Below are 20,411 nucleotides of genomic sequence, written 5' to 3' on the forward strand. Positions count from 1 at the left end.
AATAATCTTAGGGATTAATATAACAAAGCAATTTTCAGGAACAAGTTATAATTCGGTAGAATTCTATCTATTTATGCTACTTCTGCTATAGGCTGATACACATATAATTTTGCCTCACCAGCCTCATAAATAGAATAGCTGCCGTTGTAATCGCCCATATTGGTTAACGTTACAACTTCACCCGTATCTGCAAACTCACTTCCGGTCATATCCATACTGTTGGTATCAAACAGGATAAGCGCATTCTGCGCGCCATCCGTGCCAACAGATGCGGTGAGAGCTTCGTTTTGATCCTCTGTCAGGCCTAACACAAAATCTTCTGTTAAGTCATTAGCATCAAAACTGTCTGCCGCATCAGTCACATCCAACACCTCAAACCCATTGACCTGCCATAAATCGAAATCAGCATCCACTCCATCAAGGATCAAGGTATCTGTACCGCCGATCCCACCATCTGCGTAACCGGATTTATTGGCACCAAAGTCCGCATTGGAAAGGGTAAAAGTATCGTTGCCAGCAAAGCCATAGAAAACATCCTGACCAGCAGATCCACTTGCGGCTGTATCATCCCCCGCGCTGCCTGCAAAAATATCGTCACCGGTACTGCCTGTGCCATCGCCATCCGCCACGACCAGACGTAAATCAAAGCTGTCATCATCACGACTGATAAGTCCGACAAGCGTTTCTTCATCATCATTCAGGCCTGTATATGTATCACTGCCATCCTCATTCAATACATATAAATCATGAAAACTTCCATTTAGTTCCGTCGCTTGAACAAATAAAACGCCAACTTCATCTTGCTCCACATCATCCCCCAAATGAAGCTCCAATGTTCCTGATGCGGTAAATGTACCTTGATTGCTAAAATCAATGTTTGAAAGTGCACCATCCTTGCTTGCTGTTATTAAAGTGCCGCTATCTTGCATGATAAACTGGCTATTTACGCCACCAGAAATACCGCTGTCATTTTCCAAGGTACCATTAACGTCCAGAACCGCATTATCTGCCACAGAAATTGTAGTGGAGGTTAACGTAATTTGATCAGATAATTCAAAGTTACCTTCAACAACATTTAAACCACCTTCGGCATCCAAAACACCATCACCAGTAATTGTGGCTGAGCCCGACAGATCTAGTTCACCCGTCACCGTCAAAGTGGCACCGTCCACAAATTCTAATGTTCCATCTGTTGCATTCACATCCCCAACAACACTGCTTTCACCTTCTACACGAAGAGTGGCATCCAGGTCGAATTCCTGTAAATCCGGCCCCCCGTTTTCTTCGGTTGCCCATTCATAACTGATATTCGTCACCCAGTAATCCGAACTGTCCGGGCCTTGATCCTGCCCAGATGCATATTCAGTCGCGCTTAAAATCAAGGTATCAAAGCTACCATCAATATCGATATCAATTGTGGCAAGGTTATCGCCAGAAGTGGCAACAAAAACACCAGTGCCAACTAATACGCCATTGCTATATGCCGCCCATTGACCTTGTTCATGTGCATTTTGAAGGCCATATTTGTTACCTTCGTTTTTATAAAGTGTAGAAACATCAACGGTGGCAGAAGTCACCGCATAATCAAATTCTATCTTTAATTCTTCTGATGCCTGATTAGCATAATCATATCCGATTTCGCCATTTCCGCCAGCAGCACTAACGCCTGTTACACCAAAGGCCTCTCCATTAATGGAAACCACCCCGTCAGTCAGGTCACCATCATCATTCACTGTATAGGCGCTTACACTAAAACCTTGATCATTACGACCAACATTACTGGATGTAATTGTACCGCCTACGCCAGCTTCATCCGGCGCTAATACAGGCGCATCCTCATTTAGGTTGATCGTACTATCAGATAAAACCAACGTGCCCTGATTAAATTCACCACCGAAAGATAGGTCTCCATCGATCTCAAGGACACTATCATCAAGATAAACAGCCCCGTCACCTTCAAGATTGATGGATAAATCTGCGCCAAATTCAAGTGCACCGCCTTCAGATGCAAGATAAACCGAAGCACCATCTTCTACAGTCAAATCTGCACTTAAAACACCTGCATCCAGATATAATTCCGCACCGGATTTCACGGTGACATTACCAGTTAACTCTCCATCAGCAATTCGCAATGTTGAGCCTGTTTCCACCACCAACTCACCCGCACTATTATCAAGCGTAAAGTCTATGATTTGAATATTACCACCAAAGGTCAGAATACCTGCATTCACGATATTAATGCTAAGGTCCACAGACACTTCTTCCACAGGACCCGTTATGGCAAATGTATCCCCCTCGGCAATGCTTCCTGCAACATCATTCTCAGCAAAAGTCAGTTGGCTATTGGTGCCGTCATAGGAGATTGTTACGTCAGTATCACCTGAAATAGTTTCAATATTTGATAATGTTTGGGAGATGCCGGCATAAGTTGCGACAATCGTTTCACTATTAATTGCAAATTCAACATTGTTGAAGTCTTGATAGATAATGTTATCTGTACCATCTTTTCCGTCCACATTGATATTCATTGCGTCAGAAAAATCTGAATTATTCACATAAATCGTATCATCATCTGCACCAAGTTCGATATTGTTCATATTTACGAATATATCGTTATCTACATAATTGGTGTCAGATCCTTCACCGTCTGTAACCGTACTATAGATTTCACCGATAATATCTTCACCAGCAACAGCCAGAACATCTTCTGTTACAAATTCACTATCCTCACTAATAGTGCCCACACCAAGCTCGACTTCAAGTTTCTGGCCTATCCCGACACTAGGATAAATCAAACTATCATTGCCTTGCCCGCCATCATAGAAATCATCACCAGCGCCTGTACCACCTTGGATCGTGTCATCCCCCACACCACCACTGACAGTGTCATCACCTGCACCGGAATATAAATAATCATCGCCGCCGCCACCGGATAAAGCATCACCATGAGAACTACCCCGGATACTATCGTCACTGACAACACTGTTTGAAATAATATTAGTTGCACCCGCAACGCTGGATGAGAAGTCGATACTAAAACTAGAAGAACTAGGTGTAGATGCTACAGTATCTGTAGGTGAAATTTGTGATGTGTTGCTGTCAGTATTTGAACCATTCCCGCCACTTTCCTGATCCTCTGACGAAACGACCTGTGTGACTGCACCACCGTCACCTTCATCCTGCCCTACGCCACCGCTGGCACCGTCTTCAACAACAGTCGTGACATCGTCGCTAAATTCATCAAGCTCCCCTTCACCTGCTGCGGTTTCGATTTCATCCAAATTTTCTGCAAGATCTTCAAGGTCTTCCGCATTTAAACCAGCTTGATTTTCATCTTCGCTTTCTTCAGTCCCAGCCGCATCAGCCTGATCGTCTACTTCCGGTTTGGACGTTTCCGCCTCAGCCTGTTGTTCAACGTCATTTGCTTCATCATTCAGTTTATCATCAGACACACCTGCGGACTCAATCAGACTATTGAGATCCACATCAATAACTTCCCCGGTTTCTTCTTTAATCTCTGTTTCAATAACTTTTTCAAGGCGATTAATATCACTTGGACTTAAAGCGCCAAAAGCGGATTTACTATGGCTAATTACTTCTTGAGGAGCACGCTCAACTGCATTGAAACGAATACCATCTTCATTGGAAAACTCACCGATTACCGTGTCAAAACTTTCTGTCAAAATGATCGATTCTTCACCAGACTGGATAATAATACTTCCTTCCAGCAATGAGAAAGTGAAAGCCTGATCGCCAACTAAGACAGATCCAGATACGGTCGTTCCGCGAATACCAATCGTTGCAACCGGAGTGGTCACACTCATGTCATCATAATTGTTATGAGCGATATTACCGCTCATAAATACAAAACTACCTTTCAAGATAGAGAATGCTGTTTGACCCGCGCCTGCCGAAGAATCATAAACAAGTTCATCCAATGCTAAGCGTGCGTTTTCACCGAGCGTAAAAACGGTTTCATCCACAAAACGCATTTTAACGGAACCATTAGGATCAGTTTGGATTTGATCTCCCTGATAAACAGGGTCCCCCAACTTTAGTTCAACGCGTGTTCCATCTGTACGAACAGCAACAACATTACCGGACAGAAACGAAACCGTGCCAATAGGATCCCCAGCATGACCATCAATAACCTCAGCAACCTGACCAGGTGCAAGCGGTAAAATAAAAGACTCAACTAGTTCAGAAGTTAATTTTAATTCCCCTTGTGCAACCAAGGTAGGTTTCACAACTTGATCAAAATACCCTTCAACCACAACGACTTGCCCATCAGGCAATTCCAGATGAAGATCCAATCCTTCTTGATAGATTTGCGCATCAGTCACATAATCCCGTGACGGAAGTGAAACCACATCACTTTCTGCGCCATCTAGAAAGGTTACGTCCTTAAACGTGTTCGTAGAAAACACAGAACTTTCGTTAAAAGATGTACCTTCTTCATCCCAGCGCTCACTGGTCGCACTTGCATCTATAATAGATCGTGCCATTTGGTCATCCTTTGTAAAAACGTATCTCTGGAAAAGATCAAAAGAAATAATGATCAGGAAACTACTTCTTCCCCTATAAATTAGCCTTCACGAAGCAACCATTTCACTTTAGCTAATCCCACAAACACGCAACAAATCATGTCTGCCCTTTGGCGAAACTACTATAAAACACAGGATTTGAGAACTTTTTTCATCCAAAAAAGAGCAACTAAATGTTAAAATTTTAGTAAAATAATCAAGGACCTCTGTAACAGTTTGAAATATTGATACAGTTTGTAAGAAAGAAAATCCTAATATTAAAAGCATCAACTGATATAGGGTGCAAACCATCCTAATCCAGCGTCAGTTTTCCCTGCTGGCTTATATTCACATCCCACAAAACCATCATATCCTGATTGGTCAATTAGATCGAAAATATAGCTATAATTGATTTCACCAATATCTGGCTCACAACGCATGGGTACATTTGCAATTTGAACATGCCCTGTGATATCCGCCAAACTCAGTATATGTCGTTCCAAGTCACCTTCCATGATTTGCAAATGATAGATATCCATTTGGTATTTAAGGTTAGGCGCCCCCACCTTTCTCAATATATCCCTCGCCTGAGACGAATATTGTAAGAAATACCCGGGAACATCCCTGTTGTTCAGTGGCTCAATCAACAGTGTCACATCTAAGTCATTTGCATGTTCAGCTGCATATTTCAGATTGGAAACAAAACAATTTTCTTGCGCTTCCATGCTAACATCCGGGGAAACTAATCCCGCCATCACATGAAGTTTTTTACATTTCAATTCAACTGCGTATTCCATAGCTTGATCAAAGGCATCAATAAAACAACCTTTTTGTGATGGGTCACCTGCTAATCCACGTTCCCCAGCCTGCCAATTACCTGCATAAACATTAAACAAAGACATTTCCAATTTGGAATGTTGCAAAGCGTCAGCAACTTCATCTTTCGGATAATCATAAGGAAATAGAAATTCAACGGCTTGAAAGCCTGCGTTTCTTGCTGCTGCAAATCGATCAAGAAACGCATATTCATTAAACATCACTGTCAAATTCGCAGCAAATTTTGGCATATTTTCCCCAACCCCATCCATATCATTACTCTACGAACTATACATTAACCCATTATAAACACAAAGAAAAAGCCGCTTAATTTTTCAATTAAACGGCCTCTAAACTTAGTCTAATTATAAAGTTAATGTTAGCGCTTTACAGGCGTTGGTACATTTGCCTTCGCAATTTTCTCTAACGCATGGAACATAGGTTGAAAAGCCGGGCGTTTCACGTAACGACCAGCACCACGAACCGCACGTAAATCACCTTCTTTATAGGTCACTACACCCTGACTGATGGTATGAGATGGGATGCCCTTCACTTCCATACCTTCAAAAATATTGAAATCAATGCGTTGATGATGTGTCTTTGCGGAAATCGTTTTCGTGCCTGCAGGATCCCAAACAACAATATCCGCATCAGCACCGACTGCTATCGTACCCTTACGTGGGTGAATATTGAAGATCTTTGCTGTATTCGTTGATGTTAATGCAACAAACTCACTTGGGGTCATACGCCCGGTATTCACCCCTTCATTCCAAATAACAGCCATACGATCTTCTACACCTGCCGTGCCATTTGGGATTTTAGTAAAGTCATCTTTACCAGCGGCTTTCTGGTCCGCGCAGAAACAACAATGATCTGTCGCGGTTGTTTGCAGATTTCCAGATTGTAACCCTTTCCATAAAGCTTCCTGATGCCCTTTTGGACGGAATGGAGGTGACATGACATGTGCAGCCGCTGTATCAAAATCCGGATGTTGATACACACTATCATCCAACACCAAATGACCAGCGAGAACCTCACCAAACACGCGATGCCCTTCACTTCTCGCACGTGAAATTTCATCTAAAGCATCTTTGGTTGATACATGTACCAGATAAATAGGCACACCAATAACTTCGGCAAGACGGATTGCACGGTTCGCAGCTTCGCCTTCCGCAGCGGGCGGACGGGATAAAGGATGCGCTTCAGGTCCCGTCATTCCCATATCCATCAATTTGCGCTGTAATTGAAAGACGAGCTCCCCATTCTCAGCATGACAAGTGGGGATCGCCCCAAGTTCCAAGGCACGTGTGAAGCTATTATAAAGCACCTCGTCATCTGCCATAATTGCGTTTTTATACGCCATAAAATGTTTAAAACTATTCACGCCATGCTCATTCACCAAAGTGCCCATATCTGCATGTACGCTTTCATCCCACCATGTAATTGCCACATGGAAAGAGTAATCGGCACAAGATTTTTCGGCCCATTCATTCCAAGTATTCCATGCTTCCATAATGCGTTGTTGTGGGTTTGGAATTACAAAATCAATAATCATTGTTGTACCACCAGCCATCGCAGCCGCAGTACCTGTTTCAAAATCTTCGGATGCAACCGTTCCCATAAACGGTAATTGCATATGAGTATGCGGATCAATACCGCCAGGCATCACATATTGACCACCAGCATCAACCACTTCCGCACCAGCAGGAGCTTCCAGATTTTCACCGACAGCCTTAATGACGCCATCTTCACAATACACATCAGCACGCATTTCTTGCTCCGCTGTTACCACTGTACCGCCTTTGATTAAGATAGACATATTATTCAACTCCTGAACTTAAATTGAGGCTCTAACCTCATCTTATTATTTGAAATCGCCTATACCCCGGCCAGAAGACTGACCGAGGTATAAACAACTTGGTTTTATTTATTCATCATCTTTGCCAATACGAGATATGCAGCACCTGCAACAAACAGGCCTACAAACCACGCATAAGTATAAAGCGTCATGAAGAAGGCACTTGCCCCATCTGACAATCCAACACTCGCCAAGAAGCCTGGAAGATTTGGCAAGATACCAATAATCAACGCAAGAACACCGGCCCAGTTCCAACCATTACTAGCGGAATAGATACCGTTACTTTTAAACAAATCAGCTACTTCTAGCTTCTGTTTACGAAGAAGGTAATAGTCAGCTAGCATAATACCTGCGATTGGTCCCAATAATGCGGAATAAGCAATCAACCAGCCAATAATGTGATTGATCAAAATCCACGGGAACATGATCAAACCAATTGCCGCTGTGATATAACCACCCTTTTTCAAGGAAATGGTTGCAGGTGACAAGTTGGAAAAACCGTGCGCAGGCGCAACAACGTTAGCCGCAAGGTTTGTGGTCAATGTAGCAATAACCAACGCAACCAAAGCAATGATAATCGCAAAACCACCCATACGTTCTGTTAACGCGATTGGGTCCCAAATAGGTTCACCAAAAATCACAACTGTTGCGGATGTCACTGCAGACGCGATAAAGGCAAATAAAGCCATAGGAATAGGAAGACCAATTGCTTGACCTACGAATTGATCTTTTTGGCTTTTCGCATAACGAGTGAAATCAGGGATATTCAATGCCAATGTGGCCCAGAATCCTACCATACCTGTCAGACTTGGCCAGAAGACAGACCAGAATTGTCCTTCCTTCGGTTGTCCTACGTCAAACTGACTTGGTGTCGATAGCATCTCACCGAAACTACCTGCATTTACATATGCCCAAGCCAAAAGTGCCAATCCCATTAATAACAGGAATGGAGCTGCATATGTTTCAAGCCAGCGAATGGATTCTGTACCATTCTTAATAAACCAGATATGCAAGCCCCAGAACGCAAGGAAACAGATAAACTGGAATATATTAATGCCGAGAATCGGGAGCGGGTCTGCCGCCAGAGCCCCCCCAAATAGGGTATTTAGGATCACGTAAATCGCTGAACCACCGACCCATGTTTGAATGCCAAACCAACCACAAGCAACAATACCACGCGCAACAGCGGGTATTTTCGCCCCAATTGGTCCGAAGGATGAACGAAGTAAAACCGGGAAAGGAATGCCGTATTTCGCTCCGGCATGCCCAACCAGCACCATTGGAATAAGCACGATTACATTTGCCAATAAAATTGTTGTAACGGCTTCTTTCCAGGACATGCCTGCACCGATCAAATAGGATGCCAGCATATAGGTTGGTACACAAACAACCATTCCCACCCAAAGAGCAGAAATCGCTTTCCAGTCCCAAGTTCTAGTTTCAGCGGTAGTTGGTGCCTGATCCTCATTCCAAAGATCAAGGTCGACCCCCTCTGTTTGGGCATCTACTGTGGTATAATCACCACCGCCCGATATTGTATTATCAGTCATGTTTTTCTCCCAGACTGCGATAGGAAAACCACGCCCCTGTTTAATTCGCGCAATTCACCTTATGTACATCGGAACCCAAATATACCCGCCGATGCATCGGGCAAGAGAGCTTGTATTTTTTATCTGACTCTCAAAAACTTAATCTTGCCTCACTCAATTCTAGTGAGTGGACCATATGTATCCGGACGACGATCGCGGAAAAATTGCCAGTTGCTGCGAATTTCGCGCACCATAGACATATCCATATCATGGATAATCAACTCATCCTGATCACGACTTGCTTCTTTTTCAATTTCACCACGCGGATTTACAAAATAGCTTTGACCATAAAATTCACCGATATCCCATGGTGCTTCACGCCCAACACGATTGGTTGCACCAATGAAGCACCCATTCGCCACAGCAGAAGCAGGTTGTTCCAATTTCCATAGATATTCGGAGACCCCAGCAACAGTTGCGGAAGGATTCACAATATATTCCGCCCCGTTAAGTGCCAACGCACGCCACCCTTCCGGAAAATGGCGGTCATAACAGATGTAAACGCCTAATTTACAATATTGCGTATCAAATACCGGCCAGTCAGATCCGCCGGGCTTGAAGAAAAATTTCTCCCAGAAACCAGCAACTTGCGGGATATGTGTTTTACGATATTTCCCTAGATAACTGCCATCCGCATCAATTACTGCTGCCGTATTGTAATAGACACCAGGCATCGCCTCTTCATAGATAGGTACAACAATAACCATTTGATATTTTTTGGCATATTCCTGCATCAGCTGTGTGGTTGGACCATCTGGAATATATTCCGCGGCGTCATACCATTTCTTATCTTGGCTTGGACAAAAATATGGTTGGGTAAAGACTTCTTGAAAGCAAAGCACCTGCACACCTTTTTGCCCAGCTTCCTCAATGTATGGAATATGCGCCTCAATCATAGCCTGACGGATTTCTTCAGGTGATTTATCTGTATCAGCCTTCAATCCCATCTGGATCAGGCCACCGCGTAATGTCGACATTTATTGTCCCCCAGCTCTACATTCCCGATCTAACATGTTCAGGAAATTAGTTGTTATTTGTTGAGAGCGCGCATATGCAGATAGCTGCATAAGAACACAGCCCATCATCTTCTTTTGCGTCTTTTTTAATGGCATAGCAAAACGCCCCTCTACGACAAGAGGCACTTATCAAATACGATACAGGTGAACGATTATGATTACGTTTTCTTATTTATTTTAGAATTTGTTTGCAAAGATTGCCTGAACGGACGCATATGCCTATACCGTTCTATATCTCAAATTCTTTGATTAGGTAGAAATCCCGCGCCACCTAACCATACATGTATCGCTAGAAAGCCCCTTACTTATCTGTTTCCCTGTCACCCCTATCTATCTTATTTTCATTACTGATAGCTTCGGGTATTAATATTACCAACAATAAGGAGGTCGTTTATCGAACCTTTCTCAAATCACTGGACTTTACGTAATATTAGATTATTCTTTCTTGACCAAATGGTCAAGATAAAAGCATATTAAAAGATCACTAGTTTCTGGATAAAAAATGCCACTTCAAAAAACCATTGCAAATAAAGAAGAAAATGCAGGCCACAAACAGGCAATTCGACGTGAGAATGAACAGCAAATTTTAAATGCAGCCGAACGCGTATTTGCCGAATTTGGATTTAAGGGATCAACAACTGCGAAAATCGCCCAAGAAGCAAAAATTCCAAAAGCCAATTTGCATTATTACTTCCCTACCAAAGAAAAGCTTTATCGTCGTGTCATTGAAGATATCTGTGATTCCTGGTTGCATTCTGCTGATTTATTCGATCAATCAAATGATCCTCGTGAAGCTTTAACAGGCTACATCCACGCCAAAATGGATTTATCACGAGAACGCCCATTGGGGTCTCGTATCTGGGCCAATGAAATGATCCGTGGCGCACAATTCACTAGTGATTATATCGGCAAGAATGTTAAAGAATGGCTGGAAAGCCGTATTATCGTTATTGATAAATGGATCGAAGAAGAAAAAATTGCCAAAGTCGACCCTCGCAGTTTGATGTATATGATTTGGGCAACAACACAGCATTACGCCGATTTCAATGTTCAGATTGAAATTTTGAATGATAACAGACCACTAACCAACGAAGAATTCGAAACAGCGAAATCTCAGGTGACAGAAATCATATTACGTGGGGTTGGCCTTTAACAGCCCCCCTCTGCCTAATCATTTAATGCCTGATATAAACGTGAAGAGATACGATCCGCATTATCTTTATCAAAAGTAGAACCGAAGATTAATGAGAATTGTAAATTCATTGGCTTAAAGTCTGCCATAGTTTCAGATCTATCTAACCCATGAGAACTAGAACTGGGCAAAAATGACTGACAGAAACCTGCTTCAACAGCCTCTCGTAGCGAATCCACTGTGGAAGCTTCCAATGCGATCATATGATCATGACCCAACAATTCAATTTCTCGGGTTGATCTTTCTCTTAACACACAATTTGTCGCCAAAATGCCGTATCGCGGATTACCTTCAGGCGTGACAGCATTACCATACCATGAAACCTCTTCTGACCATAATAAATCCCCTGTTTCCCTATTAGGCTCACTTGCAACAATAGCAAAGTCGAGATCCCCCGCTTCAACGCGTGCACGCAACGCGCGGCTAGGCTCTAAAATAATTGATGGAGATACATTAGGGAATTCTCGTTGAAAGATCGGGATCATTTTTTGTAAAATCGTGGGGGTATAATCTGCGGGGGATCCAAAACGCAATTGCCCTTCTATATCCGCCTCTGTCATTTCTCCTAGTAATTCATAATTTAAAGCCAGAAGTTGCTGCCCTTTTCGTTTCAATTTCTCCCCTGCGAGAGTGAGTGACAAACCTTGATTACTGCGCTCAAGGACCCTTTGACCTAAAGCTTCTTCCAACCTTTTGATCTGCATGCTTACAGCAGACGGTGTCTTATGCAATTGATTCGCAGCAAGTTTTAGACCGCCCTCTTCCAGCACAGTCAAAAATGTACGAATTAGTTCTAGATCCAATGCCTGCTTCATAGTTCAATTTTATTTAATCAATAGTTAAAGTAATTTCGTTTGATTTAACTATCTAATTTCATTTAAATCATTTTGTCAAACAATAGGTTAAACTCCCTATAATGAATAAAGACCTTCAATGAGGTGGTGACCAAAAATGGAAATTGATCAGGTTAAGATGCGTGGCTACCGTCTTGAACGTACCCGTAAGTTGCTACAAGAATTTAACATAGACGCAGCTGTGTTATTTGATCCTCTAAACTTACGTTATGCGACGGGATGTCGAAATATGCAGGTCTGGACGTCTCATCATCTAGCGCGATATGTATTTGTACCTGTTGAAGGTCCAGTTGTACTTTTCGACTATGGTGGCGCCTTACATCTATCCGATGACTTAGAAACGATTGATGAAGCACGCCCAGCAAAAAGTTGGGATTATTTTGGATCAGGTCATCGCGCGGAAGAACATGCCGAAAAATGGGCCTTGGAAATCATTGATCTTTTACATCAAACATGTGGACCTAATGCGACATTAGGCATAGATCGCGCGGATCTACTTCCGCTTTTAGTTCTACAAAAACACAATATCAAATTAGCTGATGCAAAAGCGCCTATGGAACATGCGCGTTCCATTAAGTCCGCAGAAGAGATAGCTTCTATCCGTCAATCTATGCAGGTTTGTACGGATGCGATTTCGTTTATGCGGAATAAAACAGAACCCGGTGTTACCGAAAACTACCTACTTTCCTTAATGAACCAATATAATATCGAGCATGGCGGAGAATATCAGGAAACCAGACTCCTATCATCCGGTCATCATACAAATCCATGGTTTACGGAATCGTCAGATAAAATCATTGAAAACGGAGAGATGCTGGTATTTGACAGTGATCTCATCGGGCCAGATGGTGTTTTCTGTGATCAAACCCGTGCCTTTGTGGTTGGTGACAAAAAGCCGACAGATGATCAACGCCAGCTCTATGCCCATGCGCATGAACAATTGATACATAATATGGAACTCTTAAAACCGGGTTTATCTTATCAGGAATTCAGTGAGAAATCATGGAAGATGCACGATATCTATGTCCCAAATCGCTATGCGGAACAAATTCATGGCATCGGATTTGGTGTAGAATATCCAGTCATTTATTACCCAGAAGATCATGCAACCTGGCAATATTCAGGTCATTTTGAGGAAGGTATGTGCGTTTGCGTTGAAAGCTATGTGGGCCCTGTTGGCGGACCGGAAGGTGTAAAACTAGAACAACCAGTACTCATTACAAAAAATGGTGCTGTACCCCTCACAAATTGTGAATTTGAAGAAGATTACCTCTAATGAAATCAAAATCATATGACTATATCATTGTTGGCGCAGGTACCGCTGGATGTGTACTTGCCCATCGCCTCAGTGAGGATGGGAAATATTCAGTATTATTACTTGAACATGGTGGAGATGATAGAAGCTGGATCATTCAAATGCCAGCAGGTTTAAGATCAGCATTTAAGCCAACAAGTAAATATAACTACTGGTTCAAAACAACGCCTCAACCACATCTCAACAATCGTGAGATTGATCAACCACGAGGCAAAGTACTTGGTGGCTCCTCTTCCATCAATGGAATGACCTTCTTACGGGGGAATCCACTTGATTATGACCATTGGGCAGAAAAAGAAGACTGTCACGGTTGGTCTTTCAAAGATTGCCTCCCCTATTTTAAAAAATTCGAACAGCGTGATGACAAAAGCAAGGATGATTTTCGTGGTGATGACGGTATGGTTGGCATCCAATTACAGGAGGATTTAAATCCGCTTAATGCTGCATTTTTAGAAGCCGGACAACAAGCGGGACATAAACTTAGCCAAGATGTAAATGGTTATATGCAAGAAGGCGTCAGCCGTTTTGAAATGTCCGTTAAAAATGGCTATCGCAGTAGCTCTGCCAGATCATATATTCACAACCAACCTAAACGTGACAACTTAGATATTACCTCAGGTGCAAAAGTCTTGAGGGTCCTAGTTGAAAAAGATCAAGTGGTTGGCGTTGAATATGCAAAAAATAATCAAATCATGACAGTTAACGCCAAACGAGAAGTCATTATGGCTGCTGGCGTTTTGGGAACACCACAAATTCTGATGCTATCAGGTTTAGGTCCGGAAGATCACCTCAAACAAATTGGCATCGACGTGAAACATCACGCCCCCATGTTAGGTGAAAATCTACACGATCATTTAGAAGCCCATATCCAGGTGGAAACAGATCAACCAGTGTCATTGAACAAATATTTAAAACCACATTTGATGTTATGGGCTGGCATGCAATGGTTTGGCCTCAAAAAAGGTGTTGCTTCGGTTAACCAATGCCATGTGGGTGCTTTTTTACGCACGGATGAAGATGTCACTCATCCCAATATCCAATTTCACTTCTTTCCCGTTTTCTTCGGTGAAAACTGGATACCAAACCCAAATAAAAATGGTTATCGTCTTGGGGCTGGTCCGATGCGCCCCGAAAGCCGTGGTACAGTTCGATTAGCATCTAGTAATCCTAATGATGCACCGTTGATCGACCCTAATTATTTAGCAACAGATCGCGACTGGTATGAAATGCGAGAAGGATTGAAGATGGGGCGCGAAGTCCTCTCACAAACAGCTTTCAAGCCGTATCATCGTCGTGAAGATTTACCCGGAACACATATCCAGACAGATAAAGAACTTGATGAGTTTATCCGTGAAGATGCTTCTTCTGCCTATCACCCTTGTGGCACTGCCCGCATGGGCAAAGAGGATGATCCACGTGCGGTGGTAGATTTAGAATTAAAATATAAAGGACTAAATGGATTACGTATCGTTGATGCGTCTGTAATCCCTGCCGTTCCCAGCGCCAATATTAATGCCTGCGTTTTTATGATCGCAGAAAAAGCCGCTGATATGATCCTTGGTAAACCACCATTAGCACCAGAAGATATCAAATATTATAGAGCACTAGAAAGTAAGACGAATGACTAAGAGTTTTCGCCACAGTATTGCGACTAAAGACACTATTCGCAAAGTTCAGAATTGGGAAACTTGGACCTGCAATGATCCTGTTTTTCATCATGCCTATGATAAAACCGTCTCTCTATACGTTCAAGAAGGTGGTGCAAAATTAACTTTTGATACAGGTGAATATGTAGAATTAACCAAAGGCGACTTTTTAACAATCTATGAAGGATCAGAAGCAAATTGGGATATCCCAAATGGTATCTCCAATAGGTATCAATATCATGACAGCTTTGTATCAGCCTCACATCGACAAGAACAAATCCATTGGGATCGTAAATAAAGAAAATGGCTGGCCCGCGGAGGCCAGCCAAGTCAGAGAGTAACAATCTACATGAGATTGTTGGTCGAAAAGCTCACATTAAGAACTTAAAACAGTTTCATCAGCCTTGGTGACCATGGCTTGCAACAGAACTTGCCCGCCAGCCTCACACCATTCCGGTGTCGCATCTTCCACTTCGTTATGACTGATGCCATCAACACATGGAATAAAGATCATGCCTGTTGGCGTTACCTTGGATAAATAACATGCATCATGACCTGCACCTGACACCATATCTCGATTAGAATATCCACCAAGCTCCACTCCATCACGAACCGCTTTCACACATGAATCTTCAAACTTGATCGGTGCATAATACCAAATTTGTTCGAAATCCATTTCAAGGCCGATACCTTTGGTGATTTCGTCCACAGCTTCGCGTAATTCCTTATCCATCTTAGCCAGAATTTCATCATCAGGATGGCGGAAATCAACAGTCAAAAAGACCTTACCCGGGATTACATTTCGGGAATTTGGATAATTTTCGAGCATACCAACTGTCGCACAGGCAAAAGGTTGGTTTTCCATACCAATCCGATTGACAGCCTCAACAATACGGGAGGCGCCTAATAATGCGTCTTTACGCAAATGCATAGGTGTAGGCCCCGCATGTGCTTCCACCCCGGTCAGGGTGATTTCATACCAGCGTTGTCCTTGAGCATCCGTTACGACGCCAATAGTCTTTTCTTCATCCTCAAGGATCGGTCCTTGTTCGATATGAGCTTCAAAATAAGCGCCCACTGGGTGACCATCGATATTTGGCTCATCAGGGCCGGCATAACCAATACGCTCCAATTCTTCGCCCATAGTTTTGCCATCACTATCCGCACGACTTAACCCATATTCAAGGTCGAATACCTTGGCAAATACACCTGAAGAAACCATTGCAGGGGCAAAACGTGACCCTTCTTCATTGGTCCAGACAGCAACTTCAATTGGTGCCTCTGTCTCATAATCCGCATCATTCAAGGCACGTACAACTTCAAGACCAGCTAACACACCATAAACCCCGTCAAATCGCCCTCCCGTTGGCTGACTGTCTAAATGGCTACCTGTCATGATCGGTTTTAGATCAGGGTTCCGACCCTCACGGCGCGCAAAGATATTCCCCATTTTATCAATGCGAATAGAACATCCAGCCTCCTTACACCATTGAATAAACAGATCACGGCCTTCTTTATCAATATCGGTCAGGGCAAGACGGCACACGCCGCCTTTTTCTGTTGCACCGATCTTGGCCATATCCATCAAACTTTGCCAAAGCCGATCCCCACTGATGCTCAAATTACGATGTTTTGCGATGACATTCATGAATATATACCCCTTTTATTCAGCAGCTAAACGCATTGGATTTAACGGATGTTCCGGCCATGTCAGATGTGATTGACCATCGTCAACACGCTTCATCGTGATACAATCCTGTACCGGACAAACATGCAGACATAGGTTACAGCCCACGCATTCATCATCTATCACCGTATATTCATTACCACCATCTGGTTTTGCGACCTTGGTAATCGCCTGATGTGATGTATCTTCACAAGCAATATGGCAACGGCCACATTCAATACATTCATCCTTATTAATAACGGCCTTAATGTCATAATTCATATTCAGGTCGTTCCAGTTCACCGTATTTGGTGTCGCCATCCCACGGAAGTCATCAATTGATTGATATCCTTTTTCATCCATCCAGTTGGATAGACCGTCGATCATGTCCTCAACGATTCGGAAACCAAACAACATAGCAGCTGTACAAACCTGAACGCCACTTGCACCAAGCGCAATAAATTCAGCTGCATCACGCCAGTTACTTACACCACCAATCGCTGACATCTCAAGATCACGTGTCTCCGGATTGCGGGCGATTTCACCCACCATATTCAAAGCAATCGGTTTTACAGCAGAACCACAATACCCACCATGTGATCCTTTACCATCAACAGTAGGTGTTGGCGCCATAGCATCCAGATCAACGCTGACAATAGAGTTAACCGTATTAATCAAGGAGACAGCGTCAGCATTACCATGATAAGCGGCTTCTGCGGGTACTAGAATATCCGTAATATTTGGGGTCAATTTGGTAAAGACAGGAATATCTACAACCTCTTTTACCCAACGCGTCACATTCTCAACCATTTCAGGGACTTGGCCAATTGCTGACCCCATGCCGCGTTCACACATACCATGTGGGCAACCAAGATTAAGTTCCAGTCCTTGCACGCCAGATTCTGCAATTTTTATAGCAAGCGTTTTCCATGCATTTTCTTCAACAGGTGCCATCATAGACCCGATGATCACACGATCCGGCCATTCTTCGCGAACTTCACGGATTTCCTGAAGATTCACTTCCAACGGACGATCTGTAATCAATTCAATATTATTGATCCCGAGAACACCACGGTTACTGTCATGATGGGCGCCATAGCGGCTGGACATATTAACCACAGGTGGATCAATACCTAGTGTCTTCCAGACAACGCCACCCCAGCCTGCTTCAAAAGCACGTACAACATTATATTTCTTATCTGTTGGCGGTGCAGATGCTAACCAAAACGGGTTGATACTTTCAACGCCACCAATTTTACAACGTAAATCAGCCATTATCCCTACTCCTTCTTACGCGCTTAGGAAGCGGGTCATAGCTTCAGCCGCTTTCGCCCCGTCATCTACAGATTGAACAGTTAAGTCTTCGCCAGTTTTGATACAATCGCCCCCCGCAAACACGCCAGCGATAGAAGTTTGATAATCGTCACCGATCTTGATTTTACCGCCATCAATTTCAAGGCCCGCAAGTGGACCTGTTTCTAAAACTTGACCAATTGCCTTTAAAACTTGATCCGCAGGTAACTCATAAGTCTTACCTGTACCAACCAGTTTGCCACCATCAACCATCGTACGCTCAAAGGACATACCTTCGACTTTGCCATTACCTTTAATACCGACAGGTTTTGACCATAGTCGGATATTAACGCCATTCACTTGCGCTAGATCTTGTTCCCATTCAGTGGCTGTCATTTGCTCTGCGCCGCGACGATACACCAAAGTCACATCAGATGCGCCTAGACGCTTGGCTTGAACAGCAGCATCGATCGCCGTATTACCGCCACCAATCACAACAACATTATCACCGACATTCACATCCGTTTTCTTATCTGCCTGACGTAATTCTTCGATAAAGTTAATTGCACTTTCAACGCCTTTTTTATCTTCACCTTCAAGACCAAGCGCGTTTACGTCTCCAAGGCCAACACCAATAAAGACAGCATCAAATTCAGCTTTTAAACTTTCAAGGCTAATGGCGCCACCCAAAGCTTTATCATACTCAATTGAGATGCCGCCAATTTCCAAAAGAAAATCAACTTCTCTTTGGGCAAAATCATCAACCATTTTATAAGCGGCTAAACCATATTCATTAAGTCCGCCTGCTTTTGGCTTTGCTTCAAATACAGTTACATCATGTCCCGCCATCGCAGAACGATGCGCGCAGGATAAACCAGCCGGACCAGCACCAATAACAGCAATTTTCTTACCTGTGGATGCGGCTCTGAAAAATGGATGTGGCACATTCATTTCCATTAAACCATCAACTGCATGACGTTGTAGTTGACCGATTTTTACAGGTTCCTCACCCGTCGCATTTTTCACACAGGATCCTTCGCACAACACTTCTGTCGGGCAGACACGCGCACATGTCCCGCCCATAATGTTAGACGATAAGATCGTCTTTGCGGAACCAGTGATATTGCCAGTGCTGATCTGATGAATGAATTTTGGAATATCGATGGATGTAGGACAAGCTGTCACGCAAGGTGCATCATAACAATATAAACAACGGGAACTTTCCGCCATTGCCTGCGTTTCACTTAGCGCAGGATGAATATCACCAAAATTTGCTTCGATCTGTGCAGCATCCATTGGGCGCCCATCGGCAGACCCAGTAAATCTTTTGCTCATAAATAAGCCCTCTCTTGATCCTGTTCAATGAGAGGCACGTCACCTGTGATAAGGAAATGGAATTTGCAAATAGATATCCTTACGGATGCTCCAACTATATTTGCGTCAAACAAGGTGGCTCATTTTCTGAGTTCTATGCCTTGTCGTTTTGTGACCCTTAACCACAGGAATTGATCGGCTTCCTTTTTGGATTTTGTCTCAATCAATTCTTTTATATGCCTCCCGGCTAAATTAACAATGGACAATCTTGACCAAATGGTCAAGAATAAAATTATTACGAGATAGATCAGACATTAATAACTTAATAACAAATATGACCAAGAATCTGATAAAATCCTTTTAATTTCTTATAGTTCAGGACAGAAAGATACTATCCATTTCATGATCGAAAAAATTGCAAAAAATGCATTTTGGCTGGTGCTATCAGCGATGATACTCGGCTTTTTTGTACCAATCGTGAGTCATACAATTCGTCCCTATACTTTCGCATTTCTGTTTGGGGTCATGTTATGTGCACTCATGCGAATGCCTGATCCTGATTTTGCCCATGCAAAAGAAAAACAAAAAACACGTATGAGTATTTTGATCATCTGGCAGCTTTTTTTGACACCCGCGATTGTCTGGGGATTTTGCAAACTTGCCCAATTGCCAGATACACTCTCAACAGCCTTAATCGCTTGTGCATGTGCAGGCCCCGTTTTCTCAACACCTGCATTTGCAAAATTAAATAATCTTGATGCAGGCTTCACTATTCAAAATGTGGTCATATCAAGTTTGTTAATGCCCATTTCCTTACTAGTCGCCGGGCTTCTCTTTTTACCCGTCATTCCTGATATTGATCTGCAAACATTTATCATCAGAGTGTTGATATTTTTATTCCTGCCATTTGTAATCGCCTATATCTATCGACGTTTGATCCAAACAGAAATGCAACAAAAACTTGATATGAGACTTGGAGCATTAACAACTATCTGCCTTTGTTTAATGGCCTGCTCATTGATGGACGGATTATTAAATAAAGCAATTAACGACCCATATAAAATCGCTAGTTTAATAGTTTTGGTTATCAGTTTTAATCTGACATTGCAGGCGATCAGCAGCTATCTATTCAAACCGATGGACAAAAAAACAGCCCTAAATGCAGGGCTGGTTTGTGGATATAGAAACTGGACATTAACTTTGGCAATTACAGCTGGATCACTGGGAGAAGATTTCACAGCTCTTGTTGCTCTTGGCCAGTTCGGGGTGATGTTACTCCCCTTACCTAGCCTCAATTTTTTTGATCGGTTCATAAAAGCCTAAATGTGG

14 protein-coding genes are annotated in these 20,411 nt (G+C 43.0%); 5 read left to right on the top strand and 9 right to left on the bottom strand.

The window, feature by feature from the left end:
- Positions 1-71 precede the first annotated feature (71 nt).
- From ACOQOA_RS05280 to ACOQOA_RS05300, 5 genes are all read right to left on the bottom strand, one after another.
- The gene (locus tag ACOQOA_RS05280; protein WP_420547600.1) at positions 72-4,505 is read right to left on the bottom strand and encodes a FecR domain-containing protein; all 4,434 of its coding nucleotides are present in this window, start codon (positions 4,503-4,505) and stop codon (positions 72-74) included.
- 305 nt (positions 4,506-4,810) lie between these two features.
- A complete protein-coding gene (otnI, locus tag ACOQOA_RS05285; RefSeq protein WP_420547601.1) occupies positions 4,811-5,590 on the bottom strand; it encodes a 2-oxo-tetronate isomerase in 780 nt (259 codons plus the stop codon).
- A gap of 128 nt (positions 5,591-5,718) precedes the next feature.
- On the bottom strand, positions 5,719-7,158 hold the full coding sequence (gene hydA, locus ACOQOA_RS05290; protein ID WP_420547602.1) for a dihydropyrimidinase: 1,440 nt from the start codon (positions 7,156-7,158) through the stop codon (positions 5,719-5,721).
- A gap of 104 nt (positions 7,159-7,262) precedes the next feature.
- A complete protein-coding gene (locus tag ACOQOA_RS05295; protein WP_420547603.1) occupies positions 7,263-8,747 on the bottom strand; it encodes an NCS1 family nucleobase:cation symporter-1 in 1,485 nt (494 codons plus the stop codon).
- 149 nt (positions 8,748-8,896) lie between these two features.
- Positions 8,897-9,763, bottom strand: a complete 867-nt coding sequence (locus ACOQOA_RS05300) for a nitrilase-related carbon-nitrogen hydrolase (protein WP_420547604.1) — start codon at positions 9,761-9,763, stop codon at positions 8,897-8,899.
- Positions 9,764-10,304: 541 nt separating this feature from the next.
- On the opposite strand from ACOQOA_RS05300, the gene ACOQOA_RS05305 reads away from it, so the two are divergent.
- On the top strand, positions 10,305-10,955 hold the full coding sequence (locus ACOQOA_RS05305; protein ID WP_420547605.1) for a TetR/AcrR family transcriptional regulator: 651 nt from the start codon (positions 10,305-10,307) through the stop codon (positions 10,953-10,955).
- A gap of 14 nt (positions 10,956-10,969) precedes the next feature.
- On the opposite strand, the gene ACOQOA_RS05310 is transcribed toward ACOQOA_RS05305, so the two are convergent.
- Positions 10,970-11,809, bottom strand: a complete 840-nt coding sequence (locus ACOQOA_RS05310) for a LysR family transcriptional regulator (RefSeq protein WP_420547606.1) — start codon at positions 11,807-11,809, stop codon at positions 10,970-10,972.
- A gap of 136 nt (positions 11,810-11,945) precedes the next feature.
- On the opposite strand from ACOQOA_RS05310, the gene ACOQOA_RS05315 reads away from it, so the two are divergent.
- The 3 genes from ACOQOA_RS05315 to ACOQOA_RS05325 are packed head-to-tail and all read left to right on the top strand — an operon-like array spanning position 11,946 to position 15,107.
- The gene (locus ACOQOA_RS05315) at positions 11,946-13,124 is read left to right on the top strand and encodes a M24 family metallopeptidase (protein ID WP_420547607.1); all 1,179 of its coding nucleotides are present in this window, start codon (positions 11,946-11,948) and stop codon (positions 13,122-13,124) included.
- On the top strand, positions 13,124-14,791 hold the full coding sequence (locus tag ACOQOA_RS05320) for a choline dehydrogenase (protein ID WP_420547608.1): 1,668 nt from the start codon (positions 13,124-13,126) through the stop codon (positions 14,789-14,791). Before ACOQOA_RS05315 ends, ACOQOA_RS05320 begins: the two co-directional genes overlap by 1 nt.
- On the top strand, positions 14,784-15,107 hold the full coding sequence (locus ACOQOA_RS05325) for a cupin domain-containing protein (protein ID WP_420547609.1): 324 nt from the start codon (positions 14,784-14,786) through the stop codon (positions 15,105-15,107). Before ACOQOA_RS05320 ends, ACOQOA_RS05325 begins: the two co-directional genes overlap by 8 nt.
- Before the next feature lie 78 nt (positions 15,108-15,185).
- On the opposite strand, the gene ACOQOA_RS05330 is transcribed toward ACOQOA_RS05325, so the two are convergent.
- From ACOQOA_RS05330 to ACOQOA_RS05340, 3 genes are read right to left on the bottom strand one after another with little or no spacing between them, the layout of a single operon-like run.
- The gene (locus tag ACOQOA_RS05330) at positions 15,186-16,457 is read right to left on the bottom strand and encodes a Zn-dependent hydrolase (protein ID WP_420547610.1); all 1,272 of its coding nucleotides are present in this window, start codon (positions 16,455-16,457) and stop codon (positions 15,186-15,188) included.
- 15 nt (positions 16,458-16,472) lie between these two features.
- Entirely contained in the window at positions 16,473-17,750 is a 1,278-nt protein-coding gene (preA, locus tag ACOQOA_RS05335) for an NAD-dependent dihydropyrimidine dehydrogenase subunit PreA (RefSeq protein WP_420547611.1), read from the bottom strand.
- A gap of 15 nt (positions 17,751-17,765) precedes the next feature.
- Complete coding sequence (locus ACOQOA_RS05340) at positions 17,766-19,103, bottom strand: NAD(P)-dependent oxidoreductase (RefSeq protein ID WP_420547612.1); 1,338 nt, start codon at positions 19,101-19,103, stop codon at positions 17,766-17,768.
- 381 nt (positions 19,104-19,484) lie between these two features.
- Here ACOQOA_RS05340 and ACOQOA_RS05345 point away from each other — a divergent pair, with 381 nt between their 5' ends.
- Positions 19,485-20,405, top strand: coding sequence for a hypothetical protein (locus tag ACOQOA_RS05345; RefSeq protein ID WP_420547613.1), 921 nt, complete (start codon positions 19,485-19,487; stop codon positions 20,403-20,405).
- Positions 20,406-20,411: the final 6 nt, after the last annotated feature.

This window comes from Curvivirga sp. (assembly GCF_965219885.1).
Taxonomy (GTDB): Bacteria; Pseudomonadota; Alphaproteobacteria; order UBA8366; family Aestuariispiraceae; genus Curvivirga.

Excerpts from the sequence above, each read along its gene's own strand:
- ACOQOA_RS05280 (WP_420547600.1), bottom strand. The coding sequence starts at position 4,505 with ATGGCACGATCTATTATAGATGCAAGTGCGACCAGTGAGCGCTGGGAT.
- otnI (WP_420547601.1), bottom strand. The coding sequence starts at position 5,590 with ATGCCAAAATTTGCTGCGAATTTGACAGTGATGTTTAATGAATATGCG.
- hydA (WP_420547602.1), bottom strand. The coding sequence starts at position 7,158 with ATGTCTATCTTAATCAAAGGCGGTACAGTGGTAACAGCGGAGCAAGAA.
- ACOQOA_RS05295 (WP_420547603.1), bottom strand. The coding sequence starts at position 8,747 with ATGACTGATAATACAATATCGGGCGGTGGTGATTATACCACAGTAGAT.
- ACOQOA_RS05300 (WP_420547604.1), bottom strand. The coding sequence starts at position 9,763 with ATGTCGACATTACGCGGTGGCCTGATCCAGATGGGATTGAAGGCTGAT.
- ACOQOA_RS05305 (WP_420547605.1), top strand. The coding sequence starts at position 10,305 with ATGCCACTTCAAAAAACCATTGCAAATAAAGAAGAAAATGCAGGCCAC.
- ACOQOA_RS05310 (WP_420547606.1), bottom strand. The coding sequence starts at position 11,809 with ATGAAGCAGGCATTGGATCTAGAACTAATTCGTACATTTTTGACTGTG.
- ACOQOA_RS05315 (WP_420547607.1), top strand. The coding sequence starts at position 11,946 with ATGGAAATTGATCAGGTTAAGATGCGTGGCTACCGTCTTGAACGTACC.
- ACOQOA_RS05320 (WP_420547608.1), top strand. The coding sequence starts at position 13,124 with ATGAAATCAAAATCATATGACTATATCATTGTTGGCGCAGGTACCGCT.
- ACOQOA_RS05325 (WP_420547609.1), top strand. The coding sequence starts at position 14,784 with ATGACTAAGAGTTTTCGCCACAGTATTGCGACTAAAGACACTATTCGC.
- ACOQOA_RS05330 (WP_420547610.1), bottom strand. The coding sequence starts at position 16,457 with ATGAATGTCATCGCAAAACATCGTAATTTGAGCATCAGTGGGGATCGG.
- preA (WP_420547611.1), bottom strand. The coding sequence starts at position 17,750 with ATGGCTGATTTACGTTGTAAAATTGGTGGCGTTGAAAGTATCAACCCG.
- ACOQOA_RS05340 (WP_420547612.1), bottom strand. The coding sequence starts at position 19,103 with ATGAGCAAAAGATTTACTGGGTCTGCCGATGGGCGCCCAATGGATGCT.
- ACOQOA_RS05345 (WP_420547613.1), top strand. The coding sequence starts at position 19,485 with ATGATCGAAAAAATTGCAAAAAATGCATTTTGGCTGGTGCTATCAGCG.